Genomic DNA, 26,686 nt, shown 5'->3' with positions numbered 1-26,686 from the left:
GCGAACCTGAGGACCCTTGCCGGAAATACATACCCGCCGGTATGTTTCCGCACATGGCGCATTGCCATAACGTAAGGATGCATGCCGAATAGGGCGTTAGCGGTTGGGGTCGGTATGGGGAAATATGCAAAGCCGGGTAGGCGCAGAGGGTGGGACTGCTCGCAGATCACCCAGGGGTCTTCGACCCCGTCTCTCAACAACGCCGGCATGGATTCTTCCGCCATCCAGAGAATTTTCGGAGCAAACGTCACTGCTGCGTCGCAGCACAATATCGGCCTCGGTGGCGCAGTAGCCGTCACCGCCTACCAGAAAGTGGAGCGATGACGGGACACATCCATGCCACCCGCAATCTTTGGTTGACACCGGACGAGGTGTGGGCGATGGTGACGGACCTCCCCAATTGGGGGAAGTGGCTAACGCTGCACCAGAGCTGGGTCAAGAACCCTCCGGCACTGACACCGGGCGCCAACCTGACCTCCAAGATCACCGTTCTCGGCGTGCCCACCACGATGACATGGCATGTCGGCGTGATGGATCCGCGATCGCGACTGGTGTTGACGGGAACCGGTGCGGCGGGAGTGCGCTGCCGGTTCGAGTTCACCATCACCCCAACGCGGGATGGAACGGAATTCGCCATGAAGGGCGATTTCCGTGGCGAGCTGATCCAGGGTGTCGTCGGCGATGCAATGGAGAACGACATCAACCGGCAGCTCAGCAGTGCGCTGCGTCGGCTGGACGCATTGGCACCGCACCGCCACCACGAACTCGCCGCGACTGCTTAGCAACGCGACTGCCTGATTGTCAGTCACGGACCTCGGTGACCGTATAAGCGTTATCGGCGTGCCGGGCGCGGATCGTCTTCTTGTCGTACTTCCCGACACTGGTCCTGGGTACCTCATCGACAAACGTCCATCGCTCGGGCAACCACCAGCGAACGACCTTGTCGGCGAGGAACTCTCGGAGTTCCTTGGCGGTGACGTCGGCGTTGTCTTTGATCACGATGGCCGCCAGCGGGCGTTCCTGCCACCGCTCGTCGGGGACACCGACAACAGCAGCCTCAAGTACCGCGGGATGGCCGATCAGGTGATTCTCCAGTTCCACCGATGAAATCCACTCACCCCCGGATTTGATGACATCCTTGGCGCGGTCGGTCAGGGTGACAAAGCCGAGTGCGTCGATCCGCCCGACATCGCCGGTCCGCAACCAGCCGCTGGCGAATTTGGACTCATCGCGGCCCAGGTAGTAGCCGCCGGCGATCCAGGGCCCACGGACCTCGAGCTCGCCGACTGATTCACCGTCATTGGGCAGCACTGCACCTTCGTCATCGACGATGCGCGCCTCCACGCCGCACACCGGCCGGCCCTGGGTGGCACGCAGTTCCCAATGCTGGTCCTGCGATACGTTGGGCGGTGGCCACGCCAGTGTCGCCAGCGGCGAAGTCTCCGTCATCCCCCACAGTTGCCGGATCTGGACGCCGTGCCGTTCCTCGAACGCCTTCATCAGCGATACGGGCACCGCAGATCCGCCGCAGGCCACCATCCGCAGCGACGAGATGTCGCGGCCGGGGTCCCGTTCCAGACGATTCATCACGTCGTTCCAGATGGTCGGCACCGCGCCGGCCATCGTCGGCCGTTGCGTCTCGATCAGGTTGATCAACGACGGCGCATCCAGATAGCGATCGGGCAGCACCAGATCAGCTCCGGCCATCATCGCCCCATAGGGCATACCCCAGGCGTTGGCATGGAACATCGGCACGATCGGCAGCACCGAATCGCCGAATCCCATCCCGAAACCGTTGACCACATTGGTTGACATCGAATGCAGATAGCTCGAACGATGGCTGTAGACAACACCTTTCGGATTCCCAGTGGTACCGCTGGTGTAACACATCGCCGCAGCTGACTTCTCGTCGAGATCAGGCCAGTCGAACTCTGGTGGCTCAACGGCCAGCAGATCGGCATACCGCAGCCTGGCTTTGCCCGACTTCTCCAGTGCTGCAGCGTCTTTCGATCCCACCTCGCCAACAACGATCACGGTGTGCACAGTGTGCAGGCTAGGCAGCACCTCGGCAAGCTGCGCGGCGAGCGAGCTGTCGACGATGACGATGCGATCTTCCGCCTCGTTGGCGATGAACGCGATCTGCTCTGGCGCGAGCCGGATGTTCAGCGTGTGCAGCACCGCACCCATCGACGGCACCGCAAGATAGGCCGCCAGGTGTTCCTGGTTGTTCCACATGAAAGTGGCCACACGTTCGTCACCGATGATGCCGAGCCGACGCAGTGCGTTGGCGAGTTTCGCGGCCTCGATTCCGATCTCGCGGTAACTCGCACTCCGGACGCCGTCGCCGGTGGCCGTGGTGACCGTCCGGTCACCGTGCACGGTGACCGCGTGCCGCAGGATGGCGGTGATGGTCAAGGGGAAGTCCTGCATGGTGCTGTGCATCAATGCACCGCCTTCGATTCGCGTGGCCGGCTCAAGTTGGGGCCAAGGCTAGCGTGTCAGCGCGCGCAGTTCAGTGACACCGAAATCGATTTGCTCACCACCACCTCGACGAGGTCGTAGTCGCGATCCCCGTGTCCGCGCCGGTCCCCTCCACCGCCACCACCGTCGTCATCGTCATCGTGGTGTCTGCCGCCGTTGCGCTCGACCCGGACCAGCCTGGTCACCGTCTGCGGATTTCGCACGCCGACGACGACACAGTCCTGCAGCGGTGCGCTCCCGACGCGATCGATGTTGACGGAGTATCCCTGCGCTTCGAGCTGGCCGATGGTCTCGGCGGGCGATTCCGCGGCGGCGACGCCTGCGGGTGCGGCAAAAACCGCTGCCGCCGTCAGCGCCAGACCGGCCACGGTAGTCAATGTGTGCATGAGTTCCCCTCCTGTTCTTAGGAGCTTGTGAGCCACGGGGAATGCCTCTTTGAGAGTTACATCGTCAGATTCCACCCAGGTGTTGCACAGCTCTGCTGAGGACACGCGCAACGAGGTCAGACGGTTCACAGCGGTGATGAGAAGCTGGCTGCGTGACGGTCGCCAAATCGATTGCCCTGTTCCTGGTCGCAGCCCTGTTCGAGATCGGTGGGGCCTGGCTGATCTGGCAGGGCGTGCGGGAGTCCCGTGGCTGGTGGTGGATGGGACTCGGCGTGCTGGCGCTCGGCGCCTACGGATTCGTCGCGACCCTGCAACCCGATGCCAACTTCGGCCGCATCCTCGCCGCCTACGGCGGCGTCTTCGTGGCCGGTTCGTTGGTGTGGGGCGTCGCCCTGGACGGCTTCCGCCCGGACCGCTGGGACGTCATCGGCGCGCTGGTCTGTCTGGCCGGCGTCGGGATGATCATGTACATCCCGCGGGCGGGCTGAACCGGGAACGTTTTGGCCGGTTCAAACGATGTAATCAGTGAGAGAATCAGCTGATCACCCCAAAGGAGGCGGCGCCCATGCGGACCGCAATGACAATCACAGCAGCGGCAGTAGCGGCATTCGGTGTTCTGGCCGCGCCGGCTGGTCTTGCGTTCGCCGACAAGACGGCTCAACAGACCATCAGCGAGCTGCAGTCCCAGGGCTACACCGTCAACATCGACAAGGTCGGTTCCGCGCCGCTATCGGACTGCGTCGTCACCAGCGTCCGCAATCCCCAGCAGGTCACCCAGTGGGTACCGGCAGTGGGTCCGGTGCTCGGCAATCGTGACCGCACGGTCCTGGTCGAACAAACCATCAGCCAGTCGATTTCGGTCTCGCTGAACTGCACCTAGTCGTCAAACAACAAAAGCCGGGCGCTATCAGCGCCCGGCTTTTGTGTTGAGTGGGATCAGACGCCTGCGGGCTCCAGTTCGCGAAGCGCGAGCATCTCCAGCGCCTGCGGGGTCATCATCTTCGCCAGCAACGACTCGGTAGTCGAGGCGACAGCGAACGCCGTCACACCGCCGTCGTAGTCAGCCACGAAGAGCCGACTACCATCGCGACTTTCGCTGACGCAGGCCGGCTCAGCGCCGACGGTGATGGCGTCGATGATCTCGTGCGTTGCCGTGCACAACACCGCGACCCGATCACCGTTGACGACGTAGGCGCGTTCGCCCTCGACGCTCAGGACCAGCTGGGTGACGGTTCCGCCGAGGCTGACGGTGTCGCTCACCGTGAACGTCCGGGTGTCGACGATGTCGATCTGCGCGCCGACAGCTGTGTCGTAGCCGGCAACGAAAAGGGTCGCTCCATCCGGGCTGACCGCGATATCGCGGACCTGCGCGGCGAATGCGCACCCACCGATGACCCGGTTGGTGCGAGTGTCGATCGCCACCACCTCACCGCCGATGTGGTCCGCGGTGGCCACGTAGAGGCGACTGCCGTCGCGGCTGATGGCCATGGCTTCGGCGGTGGCATCAGTGCGGGTGCCGAGTTCGAGTGTGAGGACGCGGTCGGTGACCGTATCGATGATCGCGACGTCGGCGCCGTCCCGGCCGGTCCTGGCGGCGTAGACGTGGCGTCCGTCCGCACTGAGGGCCAAGTCACGCACCGACAGTGCCAAGGGGTGGGTGGCAACGACCGCACCGGTCTTGGTGTCGACAACGGCGACGGCGTCATACGCCTCGCCCACCATGCTGACGTAGGCCCGGGATCCCGCCGCTTTCACGACGAAGGCTTCGTCGAGGCCGGTCACGGTGCCGACCACGGCCAGGGTTTCCGGGTCGAGGCGCGCCACGCTGCCGTCGATCTGGTTGGTCGCAAAGATGAAACCGCCGCGTGCGCTGATGCTCATATCGGCGATCGGCCCGCGTCCTATCGACACCTGGCCGACCTCGGCGAAGCCGGGGATCAATGCGGCCTCAAGGACCGGCTCCTCGGTGACGACCTCCGGGAGGCGCTGCAGGTGCGAACGCACCTGCGCGTCGGGCAGATCACGCACCGTCGAGCGCCAAGTCGGCCGCAACGGCGTGGTGGGCTCGGCGAGCGAGACGCTACGCAGTGCATCAGTCACAACGTTCACAGTGGCCACTTTGTTTGCCATATCGATCGGTACCTCCCGCGGGCGAAGGTATTCAGCCCGTCTGGTCGTGCTTGTGAGCGTCGGATCGACGCTGGTCCTGATTGAGTGTAGTGGGCAAATTCGTAGTGAAATCTTTACTTCGGGGGAAATCGCGCCGGCCGGATGACATTGTTTCAGGTGTTGCTCAGGTTGCATCGTTATCAAACCGTGTTGTTTGCTGATAGCTATCACACAACACCACTTGATCTGCAGTTATACCAGTATCGGCTAATCAGGTTCGGGCAAATCTTCGAGGTTTCTTAATTACTAAATTCTTAGCCGCGGCCGCCAAGATGAGTGGCAGATCACAGTGTCGAATTTGGGCGTGTCAGCCCGCCGATACCCCATCGGGGTGGGCGTGCGGACGTCCGCCGCCATCGCGGGCGAGTTGCCGCCGCGGCGCCATCCGAATGTTCGCTGATTCAGACAACCCGGGTGAGCGATTGCCCAGAGCGGTCATTTCTCGCAGACCGCAGCGGTGTCCAGCACGGCCGCTGCACCGCCTGCGCAGATCTCAGCAATCGACCTGTGCGGGTGCCCGAAACCACCTCGACATCGCCTCCCGCAGGCGATGGAGGTCGGTATCGGTGGTGCTGTCCGCGGCCCACGCGACGTAGCCGTCGGGCCGGATGAGGAGCGCGGCCGCGGTGGTCGACGGACTCGTGGCGACGACACTGCGCACCCCGGCCTGATCGCCTGCGACGGCGTTGGCGAAGAATCCGCCGGCCAAATCGAGCAGCGTGGGTTGGGCGGTATGCATGAGGTCGGCCACTCGCTGCCCGGACGTCAGCATCAGCTCAGGCACGAATCGGCCGGAGAATCGATGATCGTCGCCGATGTCATAGCGGGTGTCCGATCCAGCGAGGGTCTGGGCCAGATGTGCTGCGACGTCACGCTGCTGGACAAGCTCGCCGAACAGCCCGCGCAGTGCCGTCACTTCGTCACCGGGGGCCATCAGCGCCGTCTGCGCCAGCGATTGCGTCATGACCCGCTCACCGACGGGATAGCGTTCGGCGTGATAGGTGTCGAGCAGAGCGTCGGGCGCCGAGCCCTGGCTGACAGCGGCGAGTTTCCAACCGAGATTCACCGCATCCTGCAGGCCCAGATTGAGGCCCGGGCCACCCATCGCGGAATGCACGTGCGCGGCGTCGCCGACCAGGAAGATGTTGCCCGCCCGATAGCGGTCGGCCTGACGGGTGTTCTGGCCGTTGATCCGGCGCAACGCGTGCGGACCCGGTCCACTCGGTGGTGTCATCGGCACGTCCGCACCGAGAACCCGCCGGACGCTGTCGGCGACCTCCTGCAGCGTCACCGGGGCGTCGTCAGATGCCTTGGGGCCGCCGTATTCCAAGGTTCCGATCAATTGTCGTCCCGCCTCGAACGCGGCGAAGACGACCATCCCGTCTTGGCAGCGGTTGTGCCCGAAGGGAAGTCGACCGTACCCCGGGATCTCGAACCATCCCTCAGGCGTCCTGAACTGATCCGGGAGCGACACGTGTGCCAGTCGCATGATCACATCGCTTGTGACACCCGGGAATTCGATGCCCGCCCACTTCCGTATCTGACTGCGTCCACCGTCCGCCCCAACCAGGAATCGCGCCGTCAGCTCGTAGGGGCCGTCGGGACCTGCCACAGCGAGGGTGACGTGGTCGGGGTGCTGAGTCAGCCCGGACACGCTGTGGCCCCACCGAAGGTCGACCCCCATCTCGCGGACGTGTCGATCCAGCACACTGACCACGCGTGGTTGCGGCACCATCAAGGCGTACATCGGGTTATCCGCAATACCCTCGAACGATAGGGGTATTCCGCTGAATGTATAGCCGGGGATGGGCGCAGGAGCGCCGGGTGCACCCCCCAGCTCGTGGTAGAGCCCGCGCATATCGATCAGCCGAATAACTTGTCCGACAAGACCATTGGCCTTCGGTTCAGCGCTGGGGCCGACCTGTTGGTCGAGTACCAGCGGGCGCACCCCGGCCAGCGCGAGTTCGCGGGCAAGCATCAGTCCCGTCGGGCCCGCACCGGCAATGACGATATCGGCGTCGCGCTCAGACATCAGCGATGTTCCTCTCCGGTGGGCGACGGTAGGCCCGCGGCCACCGCGGCAAACCCCTGCCTCAGCACAGTGGTGGCATGTGTCGGCGGTTCGGTGTTGACGTAGGTTTCGATCGCCGCTTCGACGACGGCTGCGATCACGCCAACGACCAACCGCGGGTAGATATCGCGTTGAGGGTCGGTACCGGTGCGCGCGGCGATGACCTCGACCCAATCTGCAAATGCGCCCTTGGTGAAGGCGATCTTCGCCTGGGGCGTCAGCACCACCTTGCGGACTTCGGCAAGTTGGGCAGCGCTGGGCACCACGTCCGCGACGCCTTCGGCTTCCAGCGGCTCGAGCACAGCGGCGGTGACGGCCGTCCAGAGCGGCTCATCGGCCGGCCGCTGACGGAGAACGTCGAGGCTGCGTCGAACACGTTCAACCTGACGGTAGGCAATGGCGTCGTACTTGCCGGTGAAGTAATTGCTGAAGGTGCGCAGGGACACTCCGGCCCGGTCGGCGATGTCCTCGCGGGTGATGTTCTCCAGACCATTTTCGAAAGCCAGCGCGAGCGCGGCGTCACTCAGCGCGCGGCGGGTGTCGAGCTTCTTTCGTTCTCGAAGACCCAGCGATAACTCAATGCCCATGCCCTCACCATACCGAAATATGCCCGTCGGGCAATATTGCCTGTCAGGCAGTAATCCACTGTCAAAATTCCTGCCAGCGGTGCCGTACGGGTGTGGGATTATCTGCGAATGGACCCGCAGGACGACCCGGAAGCCCGGATTCGGGAACTGGAACGTCCACTCAAGGATGTCGCCCGCGAACTCGGCACGGATCAGTACGGCGGCTATCCGCCGCCAGCCCCGCCGACCTACCCCATGCCGACCCAGGGCTGGTACGGCGGTCAGCAGTTTCCGGCCCCGCAGCCGCCTCGGCGCAACCGGTTGCCGCTGATCCTCGGCGTCGCTGTGGTCGCCTTCCTCGCGATTGGCGGTGGTGTGTTCGCCTTTACCGCCAGCCGGGTGACCAGCGGCCTACCGATCTCGAGCACCCCTACCCGCGCATCGGGCGGTGGCGGCGGGTTCGATACCACTCCCAGCACACCGGGGGGCTTCACCCTCGACCCGGCGCCGACCGTGGAGCCGCCGATGTCCGGTGACCGGCTCAGCGTTTCGGGGATCGGCGAAAGCAAGGCACTGGCCTGCGACGGCAGCGTCGTCAGTATCAGTGGCGTCTCCAACACCGTGGTGATCACCGGTGATTGCGCGAGTGTCCAGGTGTCCGGCGTCAGCAATATCGTCACGCTCGACAGTGCCGGCGCCATCAATGCCTCCGGTTTTCAGAACAGAATCACGTTCCATTCCGGCCAACCCGAGATCAGCAATTCCGGTTCGGGCAATACCGTCGAGCAAGGCTGAAACTGCTTGCGGTTCAGTAGATATCGGCTATGCGGAAGCGTTGCGCTCGCTATGGCGGTGCAGGTCGCGGCGGCGTGCTCCGGTGGCGTCGTCACCACCGGAGACGGCTCGGTACCCGCTTCGTCGCCACCACCCGCGCCGCCGCCGCCGAGCCAGCGGCCGAGCAACGCGAACCTGGTCAATGCGTTCGACTTCTACGGCCAGTCCAGCGGTGGTCCCGGCTACTTCTTCACCACGCCGAGCGGAAGCTGGCGATGCGCCATCGTCCCGCATGAACAAGCAGCCTGCCAATCCGCGAAAAGCACTGGAGCCCTGAGCATCAAGGGCGCGCCGGCTACCGTGACCGGCGCCGCCGACGGCGCCGAGGTAAAGCCGAATGCGCTGGTGGTACAGACCGCCGGCGATGCGCATTTCGCCACGCTCGATGCCAGAGACCTCACCCTTGCGCCCGGTCCCGCCCAGACGCTGCAGTTCGGCAAGATCCTGGCCGCGGCCGGATTCCGCTGCAACGTCCAGGACCTCGGCATCTCCTGTCTGAGCGAGTCCAGCCAGCGAGGTTTCACCTTCTCCGCCGACGGATTTGCCCCGCGCTATACCGATCTACCGGCGGGGCCATAACCAGGACGGCCCACGCCGCCAATCTCCCGATGATCTCCACACAACCTTCATGCACCGACCAAGCCCCGTGCGACAACATCGAAGCATCACACCGCGAGCCGCCAAGAGCTCGCCCGCACAAGGGGTTTCACTATGAACAAGATCATCCGTTCCACTGTCAGCGCCACACTGTTGACATCGGTGGCCGCGACCGCCGCCGCCGCCGGTGTGCTTCTCGCACCGGCAGTTCCAGCGATGGCGGCCGATTCGGCCGCTGTCACGATCGGCCTGCTGGAGGCGCAGGGATTCGACGTCCGCGTGGATCGCGTCGGGAGCGCACCCCTGGATCAGTGCTCGGTCACCAGCGTTCGCAATCCTCAGGAGCGCACCCGCCTCGTGCGCATCAATGGGCGTGGTGGCCGCGACCGTCTCATCGAGGTCGTCGACCGCCGCACGGTCACCGTGTCACTGGACTGCTCCCGCTGACTAAAGTGCGATCCAGCAAATTGACGACTCAGTCAGATATGTATTGCCCCGTTAGACGTAAAGCCCGGTGAAGGGCGCAAACGGCAGGTTACGGACCACGAACCATACCGAGACCAGCACCAGCGTCAGCACCGCCGCCCAGCGGTGATGCTGCCAGCCACCGATGCGGCGGCCGACAATGCGACCGTAGGTCCACGTCCCATACGCGAGGATCAGCAGCCCGAACCCGATGAGTGCCAGGGCGTTGAACTTCACCGCGGTCACGACATCGCCATGCAGCAGGGAGTAGAGCATCCGCATGCTGCCGCATCCTGGACAGTCGAGGCCGAGAAGGGCTTTCGTCGGACACACGGGGATGACACCACCGGGCGTGGTCGGGTCTGCGAAGACAACGGCCACACACCCGCACCCCGCCAAGGCGCCTACCAGTAACGGCGCGCCAAGGCGGAGCGGCAGGGGGGTCAGTAGAACCGCCAAACTAGATCAGGACGACGTATCGAAATCGGTCGCGATCGCTCCGGTGGCGAACAGGATTCCGTAGATGATGAACACGATGACGGCGGCACCGATGCTCCAGTAGGCCCACTTCTTGGCGCTGGCGGAAGCTGCCTGCGCTTCGGCGTAGCGGCCACCGGCCCATAATCCGTTGACGGAAGCGGCCTTGACGATCGACACGACGCCGAACGGAAGGCAGCAGAACAGGGTCGTCAGGATGGCGAGCACCAGGTAGTTACTGGGCGCCGGGGCCGGTGCGGCCGGCGGCGGGTAATTGCCAGGAGGAGGTTGGGTCATGAACGCGTCCTTTTATGCAGGTGAGCTCGACAAAACGGTTCACAGTAACCCGACCAAACCCACAAAAGAAGAGACAACGACCCTCACGTGGGCAAATCTTTGCAGAAGCAAAGAATTAACATTCGGCAGCAACCTCGTCACTGTGGTGCACCACGGGATCGAGGCCTGAAAATCTCGCTCGTGCACCGTGTGGCCACCGTGTGCGCCGCACCACCACCTCGCTCCGGGGTGAACTGTCAGCGAATGGCCACATTCGACCGATCATTGCCACCTGGAACACCTTTCGGCGCGTGGTGCGCACCCGAGCTAATACACCCTTTGCACGGAAGGCCAGCGCCGAAATCCGGATCGCTTCGATGCGATCAGCTCCCATCCCGGCGCTGCCGATACGGCATATATGAACACCGCTCGAATATCGGGAACCGGTATGGCTCGGCCGTCAGCAACAGCGGCGGACCCCGCCGGGAGGAGGGGGCGTACGTGCGTTTGGATCGACTGCAGTCTCAGGCCGCTACCCTGTCGGCATGTCCGCGCCCCGAAGCACCGCCGGCGCACGACCCGTAGAACCCATCCCGGTCATTGCCCTCACCGGCTATCTGGGCGCGGGCAAGACAAGTCTGCTCAACCACGTGCTTCGCACATCGCGGGCCAGGATCGGCGTGGTGATCAACGATTTCGGTGACATCAATGTCGACGCCGGACTGGTCAGCGGCCAGATCGACGAACCGGCCTCCATCGCCGGCGGCTGCATCTGCTGCCTACCCGAAGACGGTGAACTCGACGCCGCCCTGACCAAACTTGCCGATCCCCGGTTGCGGCTCGATGCCATCATCGTCGAGGCCAGCGGGTTGGCTGACCCGGTGTCGATAGCCCGCATCGTGGGCTTCAGCGGCGTCGACGGTGTGCGCGACGGTGGGGTGGTCGACGTCGTCGACGCCGCGATGCACTTCGACACCGTCGACCACGGTGGAGAGCCGCCGGCACGGTACGGCGCGGCAACGCTGGTGGTGGTCAACAAACTCGATCAGCTAGCTGACTCCGATGCCGTTCTCCAGCGGGTGAAACACCGCGTGCACCAACGTAATCCACGCGCCCATGTCGTCGGCGCAATCAGCGGACGCATCGATCCGGCACTGTTGTACGACGTTGCCGCCGCCACGGACGCAGATGATGCGGGTGGTCAACTCACGTTTCGCGATGTGCTCTTCGACTCCGCCAATGACGACGTCCATCACCACGTGCATGCCGAATCGGTCACCGTGACCAGCGAGGGCATGATCGCCCCCGACGCGCTCCTCGACCTGGTGGAGGATCCGCCGACCGGGGTCTACCGGATGAAGGGGACGGTGGCGGTTCGCCAGCGGTCGGCGACGCGCGCATACGTCGTCAATATGGTGGGACCCTCGGTCCACATTTCCCGCACACGGGCCGGCACCCCGATCAACTGTCTGGTCGCGATCGGCACGCACTTCGACACCGACGATGTTCGACGCCGGCTCACATTGGCACTGCGGCCCACCGAGGGGCCATTGCCCGCAGCCGCCCTTCGTCGGTTGCAGCGATACACAAGCTAGTCAGCGTGCGGGGTGACCAGGAATTTCTCGCCGGTCGCGCGCTTGACGTAGGCGTGGAATGCATCTGGCTGCAGCATCCCAGCCAGCGACACCTCAGCGGTATAGGTGCTGGCGAACGTCGTCGTCAGTTCCGCAGCCACCCTGGCTTGTAGTCGTCCGATGGTTTCGGCGCCGGCATTCTGCAGGAAGGGTGTCAGCAGCCATCCGCCGATACCCCACGCCATCCCAAAGTTTCTATTCAGAACCGTTGGGCCCGTGTCTAATCCACCGTAGATATACACCTGCTTGTGCACCGTCGACCCATACCGAGAATAGGCGCCCGCGGTGGCGGTGGCCGCCACCTCCATACCGTTGAGGATCTGACCGGCCAGCGTGCCTCCTCCGGTGGCATCGAAGGCAAGGGTCGCCGATGTCGCTTTCAGCGCTTCGACGAGATCTGTGGTGAACGACGGCGAGGCCGAGCTGTACACGTGCTCCGCGCCAAGCGATTTGAGCAGCTCCTCCTGCTCTGGCTTGCGCACGATATTGACCAGGGGCACGCCATCCTTGAGGCAGATCTTGACCAGCATCTGACCCAGGTTCGACGCGGCCGCGGTATGCACGAGGGCCGAATGGCCTTCGCGGCGCATGGTTTCCAGCATTCCGAGGGCTGTCAATGGGTTGACGAATGACGACGCGCCATCCCTGGCTGTCGCGCCATCCGGCAGGACCAGACACGCCGCAGCAGGCACCACCCGATACTGCGAGTACATCGCCCCGCCGGCAATCCCCACTTTCTTGCCGATGAGCGCTTGCGCCGCCGGTGAGGAGCCGGCGGCAATCACGGTGCCTGCGCCCTCATTGCCGACCGGAAGCGACTGATCAAGTCGTGCCGTGAGCCCAGCCAGGGCACCCGTTGCCACCGGCGCGGTGACGACGGGACGCTGCGGCGTACCGGACACCGTCGCAGCGGACATATCCGCACCTGCGGTGAGCAGGCCGAGATCGGACGGGTTGATCGGGGACGCTTCGACGCGGATCAGCACCTCATCGGTGGACGGGGTCGGAACGGGGACGTCGTGCAGGGACAGTTCCAGTGTTCCGTCGGAGGTCACCAACGATCGCAGTTCGAGTGCCTGATCGGGGATGTCTGCGCTCATAGCGGGTGCCTCGTTCTCGTCCTGGGTCGGCTGGGGTTGTTCAGCCTTTGGTGCAACCCACCTTGTCACCGGATATCTTCCTGCGGACGGGTTCCGGGGTGCTGCGCAGCCACCCCTTGCTTACTTCACCAGGCCGGCGGACTCCGCTTCGGCGACTTGCCTTTCCCAGCCGATGAACGCTGCGGCGATGATCGTGATGGCCGTGGCGAATCCGAGTGTCGTCGGCAACGCCTGATCACTTGCCTGCGCGGCGCCGAGCAGCATCAGGGCGAACACACCGGCCAATCCGAACCGGAGCGCGGTCGCATTCCGATAAGGAGCTGCCTGGCCACGGACCTGGATCGAATCGGACATGCCTCCACAGTGCCGACGCTAGCTAAGGAAAAGCCAAGGGACCGCTATGGATATGGCGTGATTTCAGCGCAGCGCATCGGTCGCCCAACGAAATCATCGACCCGCCGGCAGCAACCGCGTAGGGTGCGTCCCATCACGACAAGGTGTGATTCGCTTCACATAGTCCCACGACGGGAGGGTGCACGCCGCCATGGCCGACAATCGACCGACTTCTGCGAAGATGCGACCGCATTTCGAGGACATCCAGGCCCACTACGACCTTTCCGACGACTTTTTCGGCCTCTTTCAGGATCCGAGCCGGACGTATAGCTGCGCCTATTTCGAACCTGACGACCTCTCGCTGGAGCAGGCACAGATCGCCAAGATCGACTTGAACCTGGACAAGCTGGACCTCAAGCCGGGAATGACGCTGCTCGACATCGGCTGTGGTTGGGGTGCCACCATGAAGCGAGCGATGGAGAAGTACGACGTCAACGTCATCGGTCTGACGCTGTCGAAGAACCAGCACGCGCACACCACGGCGCTTCTCGACCAGGTTGATTCCGAGCGCACTCACGATGTCCAGCTACACGGCTGGGAAGAATTCAGTGCGCCCGTCGACCGGATTGTGTCGATAGAGGCATTCGAGCACTTCGGTTTCGAGCGCTACGAGCAGTTCTTCAAGAACTGCTTCGACATCCTGCCCGACGACGGCCGGATGACGATCCAGAGCACCACCAGCTACCACCCCTACGAGATGGCCGAGCGTGGCAAGAAAATCACGTTCGAAGCCCTGCGGTTCGTCAAATTCATCATCACCGAGATCTTCCCGGGTGGCCGGATCCCGACAGCCACGATGATGCAGGAACGCGGCGAGGCGGCCGGATTCACCGTCCCCGAGGTGCTTTCGTTGCGACCGCACTACATCAAGACGCTCGGCATCTGGGGCGATGCACTGGAAGCCAACCGGGACAAGGCAATCCAGATCCAGTCGCAAGAGGTCTACGACCGCTACATGAGATATCTCCGGGGCTGCCGGGACATGTTCACCAACGAGTACTGCGACGTCAATCTCGTCAGCTACCACAAGGCTGCCGGATAGGCAGACCGCACACGTCAGAAGATTCTCAACGCGATTTCGGCGGGTTCAGCCAACAAAGAGGTGATCTCGTCATCGAGTCGCACCAAGGTGACCGAGCACCCGGCCATATCCAACGACGTACAGTATTCACCAACGTAGTTGCGCCGCACGTTGATGCCACGCTTGACGAGCTGGTCATGGGCGCGGCCGTAGAGCAGATAGAGTTCGCTGATCGGCGTGCCGCCAAGACCGTTGATCATCAACGCGACGTCGTCGCCCTGGCCGAAGGGCAGGTCGACTGCGACGGCCTCGACGAGTTCGTCGACGATGGCATCAGCGGAAGCCAGCTTCTCTCGCCGCCGGCCGGGCTCGCCGTGGATTCCCACCCCCATCTCCATCTCGTCGTCGCCCAGTTCGAAAAGCGGTGACCCCTTGGCTGGTGGCGTGCAGGACGTCAACGCCATACCCATGGTCCGAGTCACCGAGTTCACCTTCTCGCCGATCCGGATGAGCTCATCGAGATCGGCACCCTTCTCCGAAGCCGCACCAACGGCTTTGATGACGAAGAAGTTGCCGGCGACTCCGCGCCTGCCAACGGTGTAGGTGGAGTCCTTCACCGCAACGTCGTCATCGACAACCAAGGTCTTGATCGTCACTCCGTCCGCCTCGGCCATCTCGCGACCCATCTCGAAGGCCATCTTGTCGCCGGTGTAGTTGTTGATGATGTGCAGCACACCCTTGGGCGTAGACAACAGCTTCGAGGTCTCAAGCACGTAATCCATTGGTGGCGCGGCGAATACATCACCGGGGCAGGCGGCATCGAGCATCCCTTTGCCGACAATCATCACATGGGCGGGTTCGTGGCCCGAGCCGGAGCCCTGGATGATCGACACCTTGTTATCGCTAGGGGCATCCGCGCGCATGATCAGGTTGTATTCGGGCACGTACTTCAGCGTGTCCGGGTTGGCGACGGCGATGCCGTGCAACATCTCTGGGACGAAGTGCTTGGGATCGTTGACGAACTTCTTCACCGGGAGCCTCCTCAGGCATTTGGTCTTGCGGTCTCGCACTCAGGCGTCGGGGGATGATTTCGGCCACTGGTCAGAGAGGGCCTCCAACAGAACGGCGACTGCCACCGCGCCTGCGTCGAGGGTGCCGATGCTGCGCTCGCCGGTATAAGAGGCACGCCCGCGTCGGGCCTGCATTTCGCGTGTAGCCTCCGCTGCCGAACGCGCGGAAGTCGCCGCAGCTGTGCGGATCTCGGCCGCAGTCAGGCCGTCCTTCGCTGCGTCTTCGATGGCCGAGGTGGCGGGGACAAGCGAGTCGAGCAGCGTCTTCTCGCCGAGCTCGGCTCCGCCACGCGCCTTGATCCCGTCGACCGCAGCACGGAGCATCGCGACGATCTGGTCGGTCTCCAGGCTGTCCGCACCGGCAGCAGTAGTGGCGGCCCGCAGGAATCCGGTCCCCCAGATCGGTCCGGACGTGCCGCCGATCCGGCTGGTGATCACGACGGCGATCTTCTTGAGAAACGATGAGATATCGCTTCGGTCGAAACCGTCCCAGTCCGCCAGCACCACCTCGAATCCGCGGGCCATCGAGTAGCCGAAGTCGCCGTCGCCGACCACCGCGTCGAGGTCACCGAAGTATTTCTCATTCGCCAAGACGGTTTCCGCCATCACCCGGACGGCCCGCTCTACATCGGGAAGTGTTGCGACCACTGATATTTCCTTCCTTGGTCAGGACAGCAGCGCTGCCACGTCGGCTGCGGTGATCCAGTCACCAACAGACGCGCCGCTGGCCGAGGCCACTACTGTGCTCGGTTCGCCGTCGGGGTCACCGAGACTCGATACCACCAGCGCGGCCCCGTCGAAGTCGTCGTCGCGGGTGTAGTCGTTGACGGTGACCACAGTGGTGATACCGGCGGCTCGGGCCGCTCGAAAACCGTTGGCGGAGTCTTCCACGACCACCGCATCTGATGCCGCCACACCGAGCCGATCAAGGGCCAGCAGGTAGATATCGGGGGCGGGCTTCTTCCGGGGCACGACATCGCCGGCCAAGACCAGAAACTCCGCGGCGATCTCCGGGCCGACGACGTGTTCGAGCACCGCACGTACCGATGGCTCTGCCGACGTCGAGGCGACGGCGAGATGACAACCGGCGGCTCGGGCTTCGTCCACCAATCGGGCCACCCCAGGGCGTCCCGGAAGCTTTCCCGCCGAGACGATTTCGGTGTAGATCTCGGTTTTGCGCCGGTGCCACTGGGCGATGAGCTCCTGCTGCTCCTCGGCGTCGGTGGGCAGCCCGGTGGCCGCGACGAATTCCGGTGTCAGAAGGCTGGCCATCCGCTCCTTGCCGCCACCGATCTTCAGCTTGTCGCCGTACTCGCGCTCGGTCCACCGCACCGGCAGACCAAACTCGGCGAACATCTGATTGAAGGCAGGCAGGTGGCCGTAGCGTTCGGTGTCGGCGAGTACACCGTCACAGTCGAAGATGAGCGCCCGCAGCACTGCGGTCACCAGGCTTTGCCTGTGCTGCCGAAGGTGTCGATGAAGCCGGCGGCCAACTGCTCGACCGTCGCGCCGACGCTGGAGAACAGGGACGGCGGATCCCACTTGTCGGCCGCCTCGGCATCCCGGAGGAAATCCAGATTCGACTTCATGAACGTGACCTTCAGCGCCGTCGAGATGTTCACCTTGGCGCAGCCCCTGGCGATCAGGTCGGTGAACTGTGCGTCGGTCATCCCTGTACCGCCGTGCAACGCAACGGGTATGCCTGTCGCCTCCACGAGGTCGGTCACGCGCTGGTTGTCCAGGGTGGGTTCTGCGGCGTACACCCCGTGGGCGTTGCCGATCGACGGCGCGAACACGTCGACGCCGGACCGCTCGATGAAGTCGACCGCCACTTGCAGGGACTGCCGGCTGGCGACATCGTCGGAGCCGATGCCGTCCTCGACTCCGGTGATCGCCTCGATCTCGCCTTCGACATGGGCGCCGACCTCACGGGCCTGCGCGACCACCTCGATCACTTGCCGCAGGTTCTCCTCCACGGGCAGCCGTGACGCGTCGAAAAGCACCGAATTCCAGCCTCTGCGCAGACAGTCGGTGATGACCTCGCGTTCTGGGCAGTGGTCGAGGTGCAGGCAGACCGGCACCTCGATACCGGCGGTCATCGTCGTCCACATGCCGTAGAGAACGTCGAGTCCGATGGACCGCACTGTCTTGACGGACGTCTGGACGATCAACGGCGAACGCCGCTCGACCGCGGCCGTCAGCACCGCTTCCATGGTCAGGTCGTTGAACACGTTGATGGCGGCGACTCCGTAGCGCTCGGTGAGCGCCCTATCCAGAATCTCCTTCAGGGGAACGACTGGCACCCGTTGAAGCTACGTCCGGCGCGGGTGGCGCTGCATCGGTGGGAACACCCGCTTGATGGTGGGGATTTCCCTCCCCTCCGAACGGTCAGGGTCGCCGGATGAGAGCCACCAATTCCGTCCGGTTGCGGGCCTGCGCCTTACGCAGCAACGAGCTGACGTGCTTTTCGACCGTCTTGACCGAGATCGTCAGCTCTTGCGCAATGACCTTGTCCGGCATGCCTTTTTCCAGCAGCGCCCGGACTTCGAGTTCGCGACTGGTCAGCGCAGCACCGTCTTGCAACAGACCCCGATGCAGATTCTGCGCGGTCGTTCCCGAGAGCAACGCTTCTCCGCGAGCGGTGGCGAGCACTGCCTGCAGGAGCGCGGGTCCGTCGGCGCTCTTGTCCAGGCAACTGCGGGCTCCGGCGCGCAGTGCTGCCGCGAGCAGATGGTCGTCGCCCGGTTCAGATAGGCAGAGCACCGCCCCGTGGCCGGCCTCGCTCAGCATCCGGGTCAGGTCGGCGACACCAGGTTCGCGTTCGCCGAGCCGAAGACCGGCGACCACCACGTCCGCTTGGACGGCCTCCTGAAGTGTGGCGGCCGCGACCGCACCCGCAGCTTCGCCGACAACGTCGATGTTCAGGCCCGCCTGGGTGAGCAGCCGGCTCACCCCGGCACGCACGAGCGGGTGCGGGTCGACGACCATCACCCGCAACGGTCGTCCTGTGGTCGGCTGCTCGCTCCGATCGGAAGAAAACCGCACCCGCAGGCTGGTTCCCCAACCAGGGATCGAGTTGAGCTCGATCAGACCGCCCACGGCGTGGGCGCGATCTGTCATCCTCCGCAAGCCGGAGGTGGCCTCATCGGCCAGGTTGTGCTGATCGAAGCCCTTGCCGTCGTCTTGAACCAGCAACGAGACAGTTGCGCCCTCGTATGCAATGCCGAGCCGAACCAGCTTGGCGTCGGCGTGCTGGACGATATTGGTCAACGCCTCCTGGGCTATCCGAAGGATCTCATGGGCCTGAACCGGATCGAGCGCTGTCGGTGTCCCGGCCACGACGAGCCGCGCATCGAGTTGGCCGGCTCGCCGCACCCAATCGACCTCGTCGGCGAGTAGGTCTTCGAGTGTCCGGTCATCGAGCGCGGGGCCGAGCAGTCCCAACATCGTCCGGCGCGTTTCCGCCAGGGCCATGCGTGCCTCACGATGCGCGGCGGCCAGCAGCGATGCCGTGTCGGTGCCATCTGCGAGCGACTGTTCTGCTCGGGCGAGCTGGCCCACCATGCCGACCAGGCCTTGATTCAGTGTGCCGTAGACCTCGCGCAGTAGCCGCTCTCGCTCGGCGGCAGTCGCGTTTGCACGGGCCCGCTCCTCAGCGACATCGTGCAGGCGCGCATTCGTCAGCGCGATGGCCGCGTGCGTAGCGAACAGCTGCAGCAATGCGGCGTCGGCGGGTCCGAAGGCGCGCGCGTTGTCGCGGCTGAAGACCACGCACACGCCGATGATGGACCCCCGCCACTCCAGCGGTACGCCGATGACGCCGCGTAACGTCGCGCGGTCCGCGGCGTTCACGTGACCGCCCCGCACATCCTCGTAGCGGTCAAACCACACCGGGCCCCGCTGCGCAACGACCGCACCGGTCATGCCTTCACTGAGCGGAAACACCTGTCCCGATTGACATCGGATGCCGATATCGGCCTCTTTGCGGTAGGTGCCGGCCGCTTCGTCGACGCTGGCGATCGAGCCGGCATCGCATCCGAGGAGTTCGGTGCAGCGCAACAGGATCCGTTCGAGCAGTGGTCGCAACAAGAACTCGCCGGCCAAGTCCTCGGCTACTGCGGTCACCGCCTGGGCGGTGGCCCAGAACAGCTCTGAGTTCGCAAGATTGGGTCCCGTTGATACCGGCGCAACCATCCGCAGCTCCTACCCTCGGTCTGCCCTGGGTCCACGGTACTTCGTGAGTACAGGTCCGCGGATTACTCGCCGGAAATCCCCGCCGGATGGTTGGTCTTCCGTCCCGCGGAAGCTAGCCGGCCGCGCGGCGCGGCACGATCATCGTCGGGACCGGCGCGTGTCGCAGGATTCGCGCCGCCGCCGAACCGAGGAACACCGCAGCGGCCGGTCCGGCTGCCCCGGAACCCAACACGAGGATGTCACCGGTGTCCCACTCGACGGCATCCACCGCATCACGCCAGGTCGGCCCGGCACCGATCACCACCTCGGCGTGGAGGACGTCCACTTCAGACCGGACTTTTTCCATCTGAGCCGCGATGCCGTCGTGAGTTCGTCGCGCCCACTGCTTGACCACCAGATCCTCGGCGGACGGTTCGATCGCGCCGCCGAACATGGCCAGCGGCCGCACCGTAAAGGACGCGATCCGCAGCTGCGCAGACCATGCCTTGGCCAGTTCCGCACACGTCTCCACCAGGCCGACCGCATCAGCGTGCCCGCCGTAGGCGACGGTCACTCGGGTGATCCGACCGGGATTCGCCGGATAGCCCCGGGGCGCGATCGCCACGGGGACCGACGCAGTGTGCACAAGACGGTCGGTGACACTGCCCAGGGCGATTCTGCCGAGCAACCCCGACGACGACGAGCCGACAACAACGACATCGGCCTTCAGCTCGGCGGCCAGCTCGGTCAGGCCCTCGGGGATTGAGGTGGCCTGGTGGACCAGCTGCCACACGTCCAGATCGGCGGGCAGTTCATCGACGATTCGTTTCAGCGACGCCGCAGCCTGCGCGCCAACATAATTCAGGTATTCGCTTTCGACAGGATCGGATTTTTGGGGCGACGGGCGCTCGAGGATCGCCGCCGCCACTATCCTGGCACCCGTGCAACGCGCCAGCTGAGCGGCCAGGTGCAGCGGAGCGCTTCCCTGCCGGCTCGCACTGAACCCCGCGATAATGGTCATCGCCGAACCTGTTTCACCTCAACTGATTTCGCCACCACGTGCTTCACCGGCACCTTGAACTGTGCGCGGGCACGGTCGACGACGTCAAATCGATGCCACACCGAGGACTCGGGCGGCAACGTCGAGATCACTATCTGGTCCGGGCTGAATGTTTCAACCGCATTCGCCAGTGCCCGTAGCGGCCGGTAGTCCCCCAGTTCGCCTTCAGCATCGAGGTTTTCGGTGCGCAATGCGGTCAACGTGGAATCGAGTCTGCTCTGCGCGGCCTCCTGCGTGGCTTCCGTGACGTCGCGCGGTCCATGGCTGGCTGCGGCGCCGGTGTCGACGGGGTTGGCCGGCACCACCACCATGTACTTCGATTCCTTGTCAGCGCCGATGCGGCGTAGTTCATCGAGCAGCTCATCAGAGTCCAACGTCTGATTGGCCAGCACGAGCACTCGGTGCGCCGGACCGGCAGCATCGTCATCGGGAGCTTCTGGGCGCCGTTTCAGGAACCACTTGTTGGCCGCGAAGAGCAGCAGCACGACACCCCAGGAAAGCAAGCTCAGTACCAGTTGCGACCGCAGTTCGGTGTCGATGAACATCTGCACCAGAATGGCCACGATGCCCAGTGCGGTGAGCACGGAAAGCACTGGGAATAGCCACATCTTGACCCGCAGCTCGGAATCCGGAGTGCGACGGCGCAAAATGATCTGCGAGATCGCGATGAGCAGGTAGACGAAAAGGATGATCGCGCCGCTCGAGTTGAGCAGGAACGCGAAGACGGTATCCGGTGAGATCGCCGCGGCGATGACGCACAGGAATCCGATCACCGAGGACGCCAGAATGGCATTCATCGGCACACCTCGGCGGGTGACCTTCACCAGTGCGGGCGGCGCTTCCCGCCGTGCGGCGAGTACGAAGAGCATGCGCGAGGCGGTGTACATGCCCGAGTTCAGGCAGCTCAGGACGGCGGTCAGCACGACGGCGTTCATCACGTGGTCGGCGTAGGGGATGCCCATCTGGGTGAACGCGGCGACGAACGGCGACGCGGCGATTCCCTCGTCGTTCCACGGCAGGATCAGCACCAACAGCAGCACCGCGCCCACGTAGAACACCAGGATGCGCACGATCACCGAGTTCGCCGCTTTGGCCACCGCTTTCTCCGGATCCGACGATTCCGCGGCCGCGATGGTGGCGATCTCGGCGCCGACCATCGAGAAGATGACGGTGACGATGCCGACGGTCACCACGCCGAAGCCCAACGGCATGAACCCGCCGTGCGCCGTCAGATTGGAGAAGTCCATCGATTTGCCGGGCCAGAGCCCGAAGACGAAGGCAGCGCCCAGGCCGATGAAGGCGATGATCGCGGCCACTTTGATGCCGGCGAACCAGAATTCGAATTCACCATAGGAGGCGACCGAGAAGAGGTTGGTTGCCGTCATCAGCACCATGAAGATCAACGCGGACAACCACAGTGGCACGTCGATCCAGTACTGCACGATCTTGGCGCCCGCGATCGCTTCGAAACCGACCACGATGACCCAGAAGTACCAGTACAGCCAACCGACGGAGAAACCCGCCCAGTTCCCCATGGCCTTGCGTGAGTAGTCCGCAAACGACCCCGTGGAGGGGTTGGCCACGGCCATCTCGGCCAGCATCCGCATCACCATGATGATCAGCACGCCGGCGAGGCCATAGGTGATGAAGGACCCCGGTCCGGTGGTGGAGATGACCACACCGGATCCGACGAACAGGCCCGCACCGATGACACCGCCGATGGCGATCATCGTCAGCTGCCGCTGAGTCAACGCTTTCTTCAGAGCTGGTGCCGCGCCCATGAAAACCTCCAACGCCGAGGGGAGACCAACCCGGGCCGGGTACCCACTGTGCGCTGGATCACACACCCAATTTCAGCACCTCGTCGTCTTGGGAATCCGAGACGCCACTGAGGTCGGCGGCACCACCTCGTTGCGACATTGTCGTCGACTCCGTTGAGATCCTTCAAAATCGTTGTGCCAGTGGCAAAAACAGCTTCCCGCGGACGGGGTTGCAGGCTATTCGCACCCAGTTCCATTGCCGTCGTGGTCAAGGTCGTAGATGTCGTTTCCGACCACAGTGACAGGACCCGCAACGTAGGCGGGTCCGTTACCGCTACCGCCGGCGCAGTCGACGTCACTGGCGATCGGAACGCAGGCACCGGAGTAATTCGGATCGCACGACCCCTGCTCGGCAATCGCCACCGGAGCGAAACCCAGTACCGCCATGAACCCAACGGTCACTAACGTCACATTTCGCACGATCGCGGAACCGTAACGCACCCAGAGCTGCCACCTTGCCTGTTCTGGCGTCTTGGTCCTGCCACGGCCGCGTCCTGGCCGGGGAAGGCCGGGCCCGAGAATGCGACCAGCGACCGGCTGTGCCCGACCTCATCCCGCGACCGAATGCAGATCTTTGACGTCGCTATTTCTGCCAAAGATAGTCGCGACAGGATTTAGTCGACGCTGGTCAGGCAGGTCCACGGTGTTTCAACAGGCTAATTTTTGCGTTCACAAATACCCGAGATGTATTCAATAAAAATGACGTTCGAATTTATATCGGACCTATCTCGTGAGTGTTACTTTCATGTTGCCTAGGGGCAACCAGGCTCCGGGGGAGATTTTTTAGCTGGGGGTGCCTTAGATATGTCTTCACTTAGTAGATCTGCAAAAAAGGGTTCGAGTCGGCCTTCACGGTCATACGCCCCTTATGTCGCCACGGGTTTTGCCGGAGCAGCGATGGTCGGAGCCGGGATCCTGCTGGCATCGCCGGCCTCCGCGGCTCCGGACGTGCTAGCGCCGCTGTCACCGAGTTCAAGCTGCCTCTTTCCCGATGGGGCGGGATGCTCACCGGGCGGCGCCGCGAACGTCTCCGCACCCGTGCCGAACGCACTGGCCTCCGCGCTCGCCAGCGTCCAATCCGCTGGACCGATTTTCGGGCTGATCGGTAACGGTGCAGACGCTCCCGCGAACTGCACCGGAGCCGCATGTAACGGCGGCAACGGCGGTTTACTCTTCGGCAGTGGTGGTGCTGGGGCCAACGGCGGTAACGGGGGCAACGCCGGACTGATCGGCGATGGCGGCCGAGGCGGCACCGGGGTCATCGGCGGCACCGGTGGCAATGGCGGCACCGGCGGCCTCTTGTTCGGCAATGGCGGTGCGGGTGGCACCGGTGGAGCAGGTCAGGCCGGTACGGCGGGCACGACGGGAACGACCGGCACCGCAGGCACGGCAGGTGCTACCGGGACCGTGGGCGGGAATGGCGCCGACGGCGCGGTTGCCGGCACCAACGGCACCACCGGCGCAGCCGGAGCTGCGGCCACGCCTGGCACCAACGGCACCAACGGCTCAACACCTGTGCCCGTCGGGGCACCTGGAACACCCGGCGTCGATGGCAACGGGACCACCGGGTCGAACCCGGTCGTAGGCAATCCGGGAACCGCAGGTGGTGACGGCAACGGCGGCGGTCACGGCGGCGCGGGCTGGCAAGCGGACTCGCTGGCCGGCCAGAATGTCGTCGGCGGTAACGGTGCCAACGGCGGCAACGGCGTCGCGGGCTCCGCTGGCGGCGCAGGCGGCGCAGGCGGGACGGCCTCGACCAACTTGACCGGAACCGCACAGGGCGGAAACGGCGGCGCAGGCGGTAACGGCGGAACCGGTGCTGCCGGCGGTGTTGGCGGCGCGGGCGGTAACGGAACCGCGGCCGGCACTGCTACCGGCGGAAACGGCGGTGCAGGCGGCAATGGCGGCAACGGCGTGGCCGGCGGGAACGGCACCGCTGGCGGCGTGGGCGGAGCCGGCAAGGCCGGTACCGACGGCACCGCAGGTGAGGCCGGGAAGGCCGGCACCGCCGGCGGGGCAGGCGGGAACGGCACCGCAGGCGGTGCAGGCGGCGACGGCGGCAACGGCACCAACGGCCTGGCCGCAGGCAAGGGTGGCACCGGTGGCGGTGTCGGCGCGTTCAACCTGTTCGGCTCGGGTGGCGCCGCTGGCAACGGCGGCACCGGCGGTGCAGGCGGTGCTGCCGGAAACGGCGGCGCGGGCGGCGCGGGCGGCGCAGGCGGCACGGGCGGTCAAGGCGGTAACGGCGGCAAGGGCGCTGTCGGTGGCGACGGCGGTGACGGCGGCAACGGCGCAGTCGGCGGTGTCGGCGGCAATGCAGGCAACGGCTCCGCGGGCGGCGACGGCGGCGACGGCGGTGCAGGCGGCGACTCCACCGGTCAGAACGGCGCAGGTGGTGCGGGCGGCGCAGGCGGAACCGGTGGCACCGGCGGTGCGGCTGGTCAAGCCGCCGCTGGCGGTGCCGGCGGCGCAGGTGGTGCGGCCGGCGCAGCCGGTGTTGGCAAGGGCGGTGCGGCCGGCGCTGGCGGAGCTGGCGGGACTGGCGCAGCAGGTGGCGCTGGTGGTGCGGCGGGCACGACAGCCGGTACCGGTGGGGCCGGTGGAGCTGCTGGTACCGCTGGAGCGGGCGGCATGTTCGGCTCGGTCGGCGCGGCAGGTAAGGCTGGTGGCACAGGTGCCACCGGTGCGGCCGGCACGGCAGGAGCAACGGGTGCCACAGGTGCCACGGGTGCCACTGGCACGGCCGGCAACGCCGGCGCCGACAATGCCGGCAAGGCAGGTAAAGCCGGCACCGCCGGCGCAGCCGGAGCCGGGGGTTCGGCCGGGACCGCCGGCGCCAACGGTGCGAACGGGAAGGCGGGCGCACCCGGCAAGGCCCAGTAGCACCAACACCGTTGCCCCGCCAAGGGCTCGGTGGTAGATCAAAAGATCGGCCCCCCGTTGATATCCGGGGGGCCGATTCTTTATTTTCCATCAAGATCGAATTTGCTGGCGTCAATAATCAAGATCATTATTTGTTATGTGCAATCAAGATCTAAATTCGTCGGGGATCGCTAATCAAGATCATAAATTCGCACAGGAGACCCACAGACAACGACAAAATGCATCGCAAATATTCTCATTGAATTCATTCACGTGCGAAAGCGCCCGTACTGGTTCTGAAGCACCCCGTTGGGCCGAATGCACAGACCTCCTGTCTCTTCGAGGCAGAAACGGCACACCGAGGCGTCAGGCCGACGGATACTGACCCAGGCACAGACAGGCCTTGACTGCGCACGCGCAAAAGGTAATATGACCACCGGTCATATTTTGTGACCAGTGGTCATATTCGCGTCGGGGAGGCCGCATGCCGACTCTCACCTGGGAGCGCCTCGCCCCGGCTCGTCGCGCAGCCGTGGTGGCAGCCGCAGAGGCTGAATTCGGCGAGCACGGCTTCTCGCAAGGCAGTCTGAACGTGATCGCTCGGCGTGGGGGCGTCGCCAAAGGGAGTCTGTTCCAGTACTTCACGGACAAACGGGATCTCTACACGTTCATCGTCGACGTCGCCAGCGAGCGTGTGCGCGCCGCCATCGAAGAGCGCGTCCGCGAGCTAGACCCCAGCAGACCCTTTTTCGAGTTTCTCACCGATCTTCTGGACTCCTGGGTCGCGTACTTCGCCGATCACCCTCGGGAACGCTCGCTGCACGCCGCAACGGTATTGGAGATCGACGTCGATGCGCGTATCAGCGTGCGGAGCCTCATCCACCGCCACTACCTGGAGCTCTTGCGGCCCTTGGTTCGCGACGCGCAGGCGCGCGGCGACCTTCGGGCGGATTCCGACACCGACGCACTGCTGTCGTTACTGTTGATGATTTTTCCGCATATGGCGATGGCACCATTCGTCGGTGGACTGGATCCCATCCTCGGACTCGACGAGCCCACACCGGAGCAACCGACGCTGGCCGCGCACAGGCTCATAGCCGTGCTCGCCGCCGCGTTCTCCCCCGTCGGCGGGCCACCCTCTATCAACGCACCAAAGACCCAGCCCCCCAACCTGATCTGAGGAGATCACCACCATGAAACGCAGAACGTTATTCGACTCCCCCGGCATGAG

The 26,686-nt window shown here is 64.6% G+C and carries 27 protein-coding genes and 1 pseudogene; 11 read left to right on the top strand and 17 right to left on the bottom strand.

The window, feature by feature from the left end:
• Positions 1–243: 243 nt before the first annotated feature.
• Both ADBZ9O_RS09345 and ADBZ9O_RS09340 read left to right on the top strand, forming a co-directional pair.
• Positions 244–324: pseudogene (locus ADBZ9O_RS09345) on the top strand (hypothetical protein); the annotation flags it as partial.
• Positions 321–782, top strand: coding sequence for a type II toxin-antitoxin system Rv0910 family toxin (locus tag ADBZ9O_RS09340; protein WP_526530507.1), 462 nt, complete (start codon positions 321–323; stop codon positions 780–782). The pseudogene ADBZ9O_RS09345 and the gene ADBZ9O_RS09340, both read left to right, overlap by 4 nt.
• 19 nt (positions 783–801) lie before the next feature.
• On the opposite strand, the gene ADBZ9O_RS09335 is transcribed toward ADBZ9O_RS09340, so the two are convergent.
• Both ADBZ9O_RS09335 and ADBZ9O_RS09330 read right to left on the bottom strand, forming a co-directional pair.
• A complete protein-coding gene (locus ADBZ9O_RS09335; RefSeq protein WP_526530505.1) occupies positions 802–2,442 on the bottom strand; it encodes a long-chain fatty acid--CoA ligase in 1,641 nt (546 codons plus the stop codon).
• A 56-nt stretch (positions 2,443–2,498) separates the two neighbouring features.
• Positions 2,499–2,867, bottom strand: coding sequence for a hypothetical protein (locus ADBZ9O_RS09330; protein WP_526530503.1), 369 nt, complete (start codon positions 2,865–2,867; stop codon positions 2,499–2,501).
• Positions 2,868–3,019: 152 nt separating this feature from the next.
• On the opposite strand from ADBZ9O_RS09330, the gene ADBZ9O_RS09325 reads away from it, so the two are divergent.
• Together ADBZ9O_RS09325 and ADBZ9O_RS09320 are read left to right on the top strand one after the other, a co-directional pair.
• On the top strand, positions 3,020–3,355 hold the full coding sequence (locus ADBZ9O_RS09325; RefSeq protein ID WP_526530501.1) for a YnfA family protein: 336 nt from the start codon (positions 3,020–3,022) through the stop codon (positions 3,353–3,355).
• Between the two features lie 89 nt (positions 3,356–3,444).
• Positions 3,445–3,747 (top strand): hypothetical protein, encoded by a 303-nt coding sequence (locus ADBZ9O_RS09320; protein WP_526530499.1) that lies wholly within the window; start codon positions 3,445–3,447, stop codon positions 3,745–3,747.
• A 56-nt stretch (positions 3,748–3,803) separates the two neighbouring features.
• Here the strand turns inward: ADBZ9O_RS09320 and ADBZ9O_RS09315 are convergent, their stop codons facing one another.
• The 3 genes from ADBZ9O_RS09315 to ADBZ9O_RS09305 form a co-directional block, all read right to left on the bottom strand.
• Entirely contained in the window at positions 3,804–4,967 is a 1,164-nt protein-coding gene (locus ADBZ9O_RS09315; RefSeq protein ID WP_526530497.1) for an MmpL3/TtfA transport complex stabilizer, read from the bottom strand.
• A gap of 562 nt (positions 4,968–5,529) precedes the next feature.
• Positions 5,530–7,068: an FAD-dependent oxidoreductase gene (locus tag ADBZ9O_RS09310; RefSeq protein ID WP_526530495.1), complete on the bottom strand. Its 1,539-nt coding sequence runs from the start codon at positions 7,066–7,068 to the stop codon at positions 5,530–5,532.
• Positions 7,068–7,694 (bottom strand): TetR/AcrR family transcriptional regulator, encoded by a 627-nt coding sequence (locus ADBZ9O_RS09305; protein WP_526530493.1) that lies wholly within the window; start codon positions 7,692–7,694, stop codon positions 7,068–7,070. The genes ADBZ9O_RS09310 and ADBZ9O_RS09305 overlap by 1 nt, the downstream gene beginning before the upstream one ends.
• Before the next feature lie 108 nt (positions 7,695–7,802).
• On the opposite strand from ADBZ9O_RS09305, the gene ADBZ9O_RS09300 reads away from it, so the two are divergent.
• The 3 genes from ADBZ9O_RS09300 (at position 7,803) to ADBZ9O_RS09290 (ending at position 9,551) form a co-directional block, all read left to right on the top strand.
• Entirely contained in the window at positions 7,803–8,468 is a 666-nt protein-coding gene (locus ADBZ9O_RS09300) for a DUF3060 domain-containing protein (RefSeq protein ID WP_526530491.1), read from the top strand.
• Positions 8,469–8,519: 51 nt separating this feature from the next.
• A complete protein-coding gene (locus tag ADBZ9O_RS09295; RefSeq protein WP_526530489.1) occupies positions 8,520–9,086 on the top strand; it encodes a hypothetical protein in 567 nt (188 codons plus the stop codon).
• Positions 9,087–9,218: 132 nt separating this feature from the next.
• Complete coding sequence (locus ADBZ9O_RS09290; RefSeq protein ID WP_526530487.1) at positions 9,219–9,551, top strand: hypothetical protein; 333 nt, start codon at positions 9,219–9,221, stop codon at positions 9,549–9,551.
• A gap of 51 nt (positions 9,552–9,602) precedes the next feature.
• Here the strand turns inward: ADBZ9O_RS09290 and ADBZ9O_RS09285 are convergent, their stop codons facing one another.
• Both ADBZ9O_RS09285 and ADBZ9O_RS09280 read right to left on the bottom strand, forming a co-directional pair.
• The gene (locus ADBZ9O_RS09285) at positions 9,603–10,007 is read right to left on the bottom strand and encodes a DUF2752 domain-containing protein (RefSeq protein WP_526532997.1); all 405 of its coding nucleotides are present in this window, start codon (positions 10,005–10,007) and stop codon (positions 9,603–9,605) included.
• A 27-nt stretch (positions 10,008–10,034) separates the two neighbouring features.
• The gene (locus ADBZ9O_RS09280; RefSeq protein WP_526530485.1) at positions 10,035–10,343 is read right to left on the bottom strand and encodes a CD225/dispanin family protein; all 309 of its coding nucleotides are present in this window, start codon (positions 10,341–10,343) and stop codon (positions 10,035–10,037) included.
• Positions 10,344–10,867: 524 nt separating this feature from the next.
• Between ADBZ9O_RS09280 and ADBZ9O_RS09275 the strand changes: the two genes are divergently transcribed.
• Positions 10,868–11,917 carry a CobW family GTP-binding protein gene (locus ADBZ9O_RS09275; RefSeq protein ID WP_526530483.1) on the top strand — a complete coding sequence of 350 codons (1,050 nt, stop codon included), beginning with the start codon at positions 10,868–10,870 and terminating at the stop codon, positions 11,915–11,917.
• Here ADBZ9O_RS09275 and ADBZ9O_RS09270 read toward each other — a convergent pair.
• Both ADBZ9O_RS09270 and ADBZ9O_RS09265 read right to left on the bottom strand, forming a co-directional pair.
• Positions 11,914–13,056 carry a zinc-binding dehydrogenase gene (locus tag ADBZ9O_RS09270; RefSeq protein WP_526530481.1) on the bottom strand — a complete coding sequence of 381 codons (1,143 nt, stop codon included), beginning with the start codon at positions 13,054–13,056 and terminating at the stop codon, positions 11,914–11,916. The two genes, ADBZ9O_RS09275 and ADBZ9O_RS09270, sit on opposite strands and share 4 nt — an antisense overlap.
• Before the next feature lie 120 nt (positions 13,057–13,176).
• Positions 13,177–13,410, bottom strand: coding sequence for a hypothetical protein (locus ADBZ9O_RS09265; RefSeq protein WP_526530479.1), 234 nt, complete (start codon positions 13,408–13,410; stop codon positions 13,177–13,179).
• Between the two features lie 190 nt (positions 13,411–13,600).
• On the opposite strand from ADBZ9O_RS09265, the gene ADBZ9O_RS09260 reads away from it, so the two are divergent.
• Positions 13,601–14,491 carry a cyclopropane mycolic acid synthase family methyltransferase gene (locus ADBZ9O_RS09260; RefSeq protein ID WP_526530477.1) on the top strand — a complete coding sequence of 297 codons (891 nt, stop codon included), beginning with the start codon at positions 13,601–13,603 and terminating at the stop codon, positions 14,489–14,491.
• Between the two features lie 14 nt (positions 14,492–14,505).
• Here the strand turns inward: ADBZ9O_RS09260 and dhaK are convergent, their stop codons facing one another.
• The 8 genes from dhaK to ADBZ9O_RS09220 all read right to left on the bottom strand — a co-directional run bounded on the left by dhaK (position 14,506) and on the right by ADBZ9O_RS09220 (position 22,980).
• Positions 14,506–15,501 carry a dihydroxyacetone kinase subunit DhaK gene (gene dhaK / locus ADBZ9O_RS09255; RefSeq protein WP_526530475.1) on the bottom strand — a complete coding sequence of 332 codons (996 nt, stop codon included), beginning with the start codon at positions 15,499–15,501 and terminating at the stop codon, positions 14,506–14,508.
• Between the two features lie 39 nt (positions 15,502–15,540).
• Positions 15,541–16,188 (bottom strand): dihydroxyacetone kinase subunit DhaL, encoded by a 648-nt coding sequence (dhaL, locus tag ADBZ9O_RS09250; protein WP_526530473.1) that lies wholly within the window; start codon positions 16,186–16,188, stop codon positions 15,541–15,543.
• A gap of 18 nt (positions 16,189–16,206) precedes the next feature.
• A complete protein-coding gene (locus ADBZ9O_RS09245) occupies positions 16,207–16,986 on the bottom strand; it encodes an HAD-IA family hydrolase (protein WP_526530471.1) in 780 nt (259 codons plus the stop codon).
• Positions 16,983–17,843 (bottom strand): class II fructose-bisphosphate aldolase, encoded by an 861-nt coding sequence (locus ADBZ9O_RS09240; protein ID WP_526530469.1) that lies wholly within the window; start codon positions 17,841–17,843, stop codon positions 16,983–16,985. The genes ADBZ9O_RS09245 and ADBZ9O_RS09240 overlap by 4 nt, the downstream gene beginning before the upstream one ends.
• Before the next feature lie 85 nt (positions 17,844–17,928).
• Entirely contained in the window at positions 17,929–19,734 is a 1,806-nt protein-coding gene (locus ADBZ9O_RS09235) for a hybrid sensor histidine kinase/response regulator (protein ID WP_526530467.1), read from the bottom strand.
• 112 nt (positions 19,735–19,846) lie between these two features.
• The gene (locus ADBZ9O_RS09230) at positions 19,847–20,734 is read right to left on the bottom strand and encodes a universal stress protein (RefSeq protein ID WP_526530465.1); all 888 of its coding nucleotides are present in this window, start codon (positions 20,732–20,734) and stop codon (positions 19,847–19,849) included.
• The gene (locus ADBZ9O_RS09225; protein ID WP_526530463.1) at positions 20,731–22,554 is read right to left on the bottom strand and encodes an amino acid permease; all 1,824 of its coding nucleotides are present in this window, start codon (positions 22,552–22,554) and stop codon (positions 20,731–20,733) included. Before ADBZ9O_RS09225 ends, ADBZ9O_RS09230 begins: the two co-directional genes overlap by 4 nt.
• Before the next feature lie 216 nt (positions 22,555–22,770).
• Positions 22,771–22,980 (bottom strand): hypothetical protein, encoded by a 210-nt coding sequence (locus tag ADBZ9O_RS09220; RefSeq protein WP_526532995.1) that lies wholly within the window; start codon positions 22,978–22,980, stop codon positions 22,771–22,773.
• Between the two features lie 510 nt (positions 22,981–23,490).
• Here ADBZ9O_RS09220 and ADBZ9O_RS09215 point away from each other — a divergent pair.
• Positions 23,491–25,476: a PGRS repeat-containing protein gene (locus ADBZ9O_RS09215; protein ID WP_526530461.1), complete on the top strand. Its 1,986-nt coding sequence runs from the start codon at positions 23,491–23,493 to the stop codon at positions 25,474–25,476.
• Between the two features lie 463 nt (positions 25,477–25,939).
• Positions 25,940–26,635 (top strand): TetR/AcrR family transcriptional regulator, encoded by a 696-nt coding sequence (locus tag ADBZ9O_RS09210; protein ID WP_526530459.1) that lies wholly within the window; start codon positions 25,940–25,942, stop codon positions 26,633–26,635.
• Positions 26,636–26,686 lie beyond the last annotated feature (51 nt).

This window comes from Mycobacterium sp. (genome assembly GCF_965229105.1).
Lineage (GTDB): Bacteria > Actinomycetota > Actinomycetes > Mycobacteriales > Mycobacteriaceae > Mycobacterium.
Note: the sequence above shows the minus strand (reverse complement) of the source record. Positions and strands in the feature narration are given on the sequence as shown.

What these genes read in the sequence shown, in the direction of transcription:
- ADBZ9O_RS09340 (WP_526530507.1), top strand. Translation starts at nt 321, where the DNA reads ATGACGGGACACATCCATGCCACCCGCAATCTTTGGTTGACACCGGAC.
- ADBZ9O_RS09335 (WP_526530505.1), bottom strand. Translation starts at nt 2,442, where the DNA reads ATGCACAGCACCATGCAGGACTTCCCCTTGACCATCACCGCCATCCTG.
- ADBZ9O_RS09330 (WP_526530503.1), bottom strand. Translation starts at nt 2,867, where the DNA reads ATGCACACATTGACTACCGTGGCCGGTCTGGCGCTGACGGCGGCAGCG.
- ADBZ9O_RS09320 (WP_526530499.1), top strand. Translation starts at nt 3,445, where the DNA reads ATGACAATCACAGCAGCGGCAGTAGCGGCATTCGGTGTTCTGGCCGCG.
- ADBZ9O_RS09310 (WP_526530495.1), bottom strand. Translation starts at nt 7,068, where the DNA reads ATGTCTGAGCGCGACGCCGATATCGTCATTGCCGGTGCGGGCCCGACG.
- ADBZ9O_RS09305 (WP_526530493.1), bottom strand. Translation starts at nt 7,694, where the DNA reads ATGGGCATTGAGTTATCGCTGGGTCTTCGAGAACGAAAGAAGCTCGAC.
- ADBZ9O_RS09300 (WP_526530491.1), top strand. Translation starts at nt 7,803, where the DNA reads ATGGACCCGCAGGACGACCCGGAAGCCCGGATTCGGGAACTGGAACGT.
- ADBZ9O_RS09295 (WP_526530489.1), top strand. Translation starts at nt 8,520, where the DNA reads ATGGCGGTGCAGGTCGCGGCGGCGTGCTCCGGTGGCGTCGTCACCACC.
- ADBZ9O_RS09290 (WP_526530487.1), top strand. Translation starts at nt 9,219, where the DNA reads ATGAACAAGATCATCCGTTCCACTGTCAGCGCCACACTGTTGACATCG.
- ADBZ9O_RS09280 (WP_526530485.1), bottom strand. Translation starts at nt 10,343, where the DNA reads ATGACCCAACCTCCTCCTGGCAATTACCCGCCGCCGGCCGCACCGGCC.
- ADBZ9O_RS09275 (WP_526530483.1), top strand. Translation starts at nt 10,868, where the DNA reads ATGTCCGCGCCCCGAAGCACCGCCGGCGCACGACCCGTAGAACCCATC.
- ADBZ9O_RS09270 (WP_526530481.1), bottom strand. Translation starts at nt 13,056, where the DNA reads ATGAGCGCAGACATCCCCGATCAGGCACTCGAACTGCGATCGTTGGTG.
- ADBZ9O_RS09265 (WP_526530479.1), bottom strand. Translation starts at nt 13,410, where the DNA reads ATGTCCGATTCGATCCAGGTCCGTGGCCAGGCAGCTCCTTATCGGAAT.
- ADBZ9O_RS09260 (WP_526530477.1), top strand. Translation starts at nt 13,601, where the DNA reads ATGGCCGACAATCGACCGACTTCTGCGAAGATGCGACCGCATTTCGAG.
- ADBZ9O_RS09235 (WP_526530467.1), bottom strand. Translation starts at nt 19,734, where the DNA reads ATGGTTGCGCCGGTATCAACGGGACCCAATCTTGCGAACTCAGAGCTG.
- ADBZ9O_RS09230 (WP_526530465.1), bottom strand. Translation starts at nt 20,734, where the DNA reads ATGACCATTATCGCGGGGTTCAGTGCGAGCCGGCAGGGAAGCGCTCCG.
- ADBZ9O_RS09225 (WP_526530463.1), bottom strand. Translation starts at nt 22,554, where the DNA reads ATGGGCGCGGCACCAGCTCTGAAGAAAGCGTTGACTCAGCGGCAGCTG.
- ADBZ9O_RS09220 (WP_526532995.1), bottom strand. Translation starts at nt 22,980, where the DNA reads ATGGCGGTACTGGGTTTCGCTCCGGTGGCGATTGCCGAGCAGGGGTCG.
- ADBZ9O_RS09215 (WP_526530461.1), top strand. Translation starts at nt 23,491, where the DNA reads ATGGTCGGAGCCGGGATCCTGCTGGCATCGCCGGCCTCCGCGGCTCCG.
- ADBZ9O_RS09210 (WP_526530459.1), top strand. Translation starts at nt 25,940, where the DNA reads ATGCCGACTCTCACCTGGGAGCGCCTCGCCCCGGCTCGTCGCGCAGCC.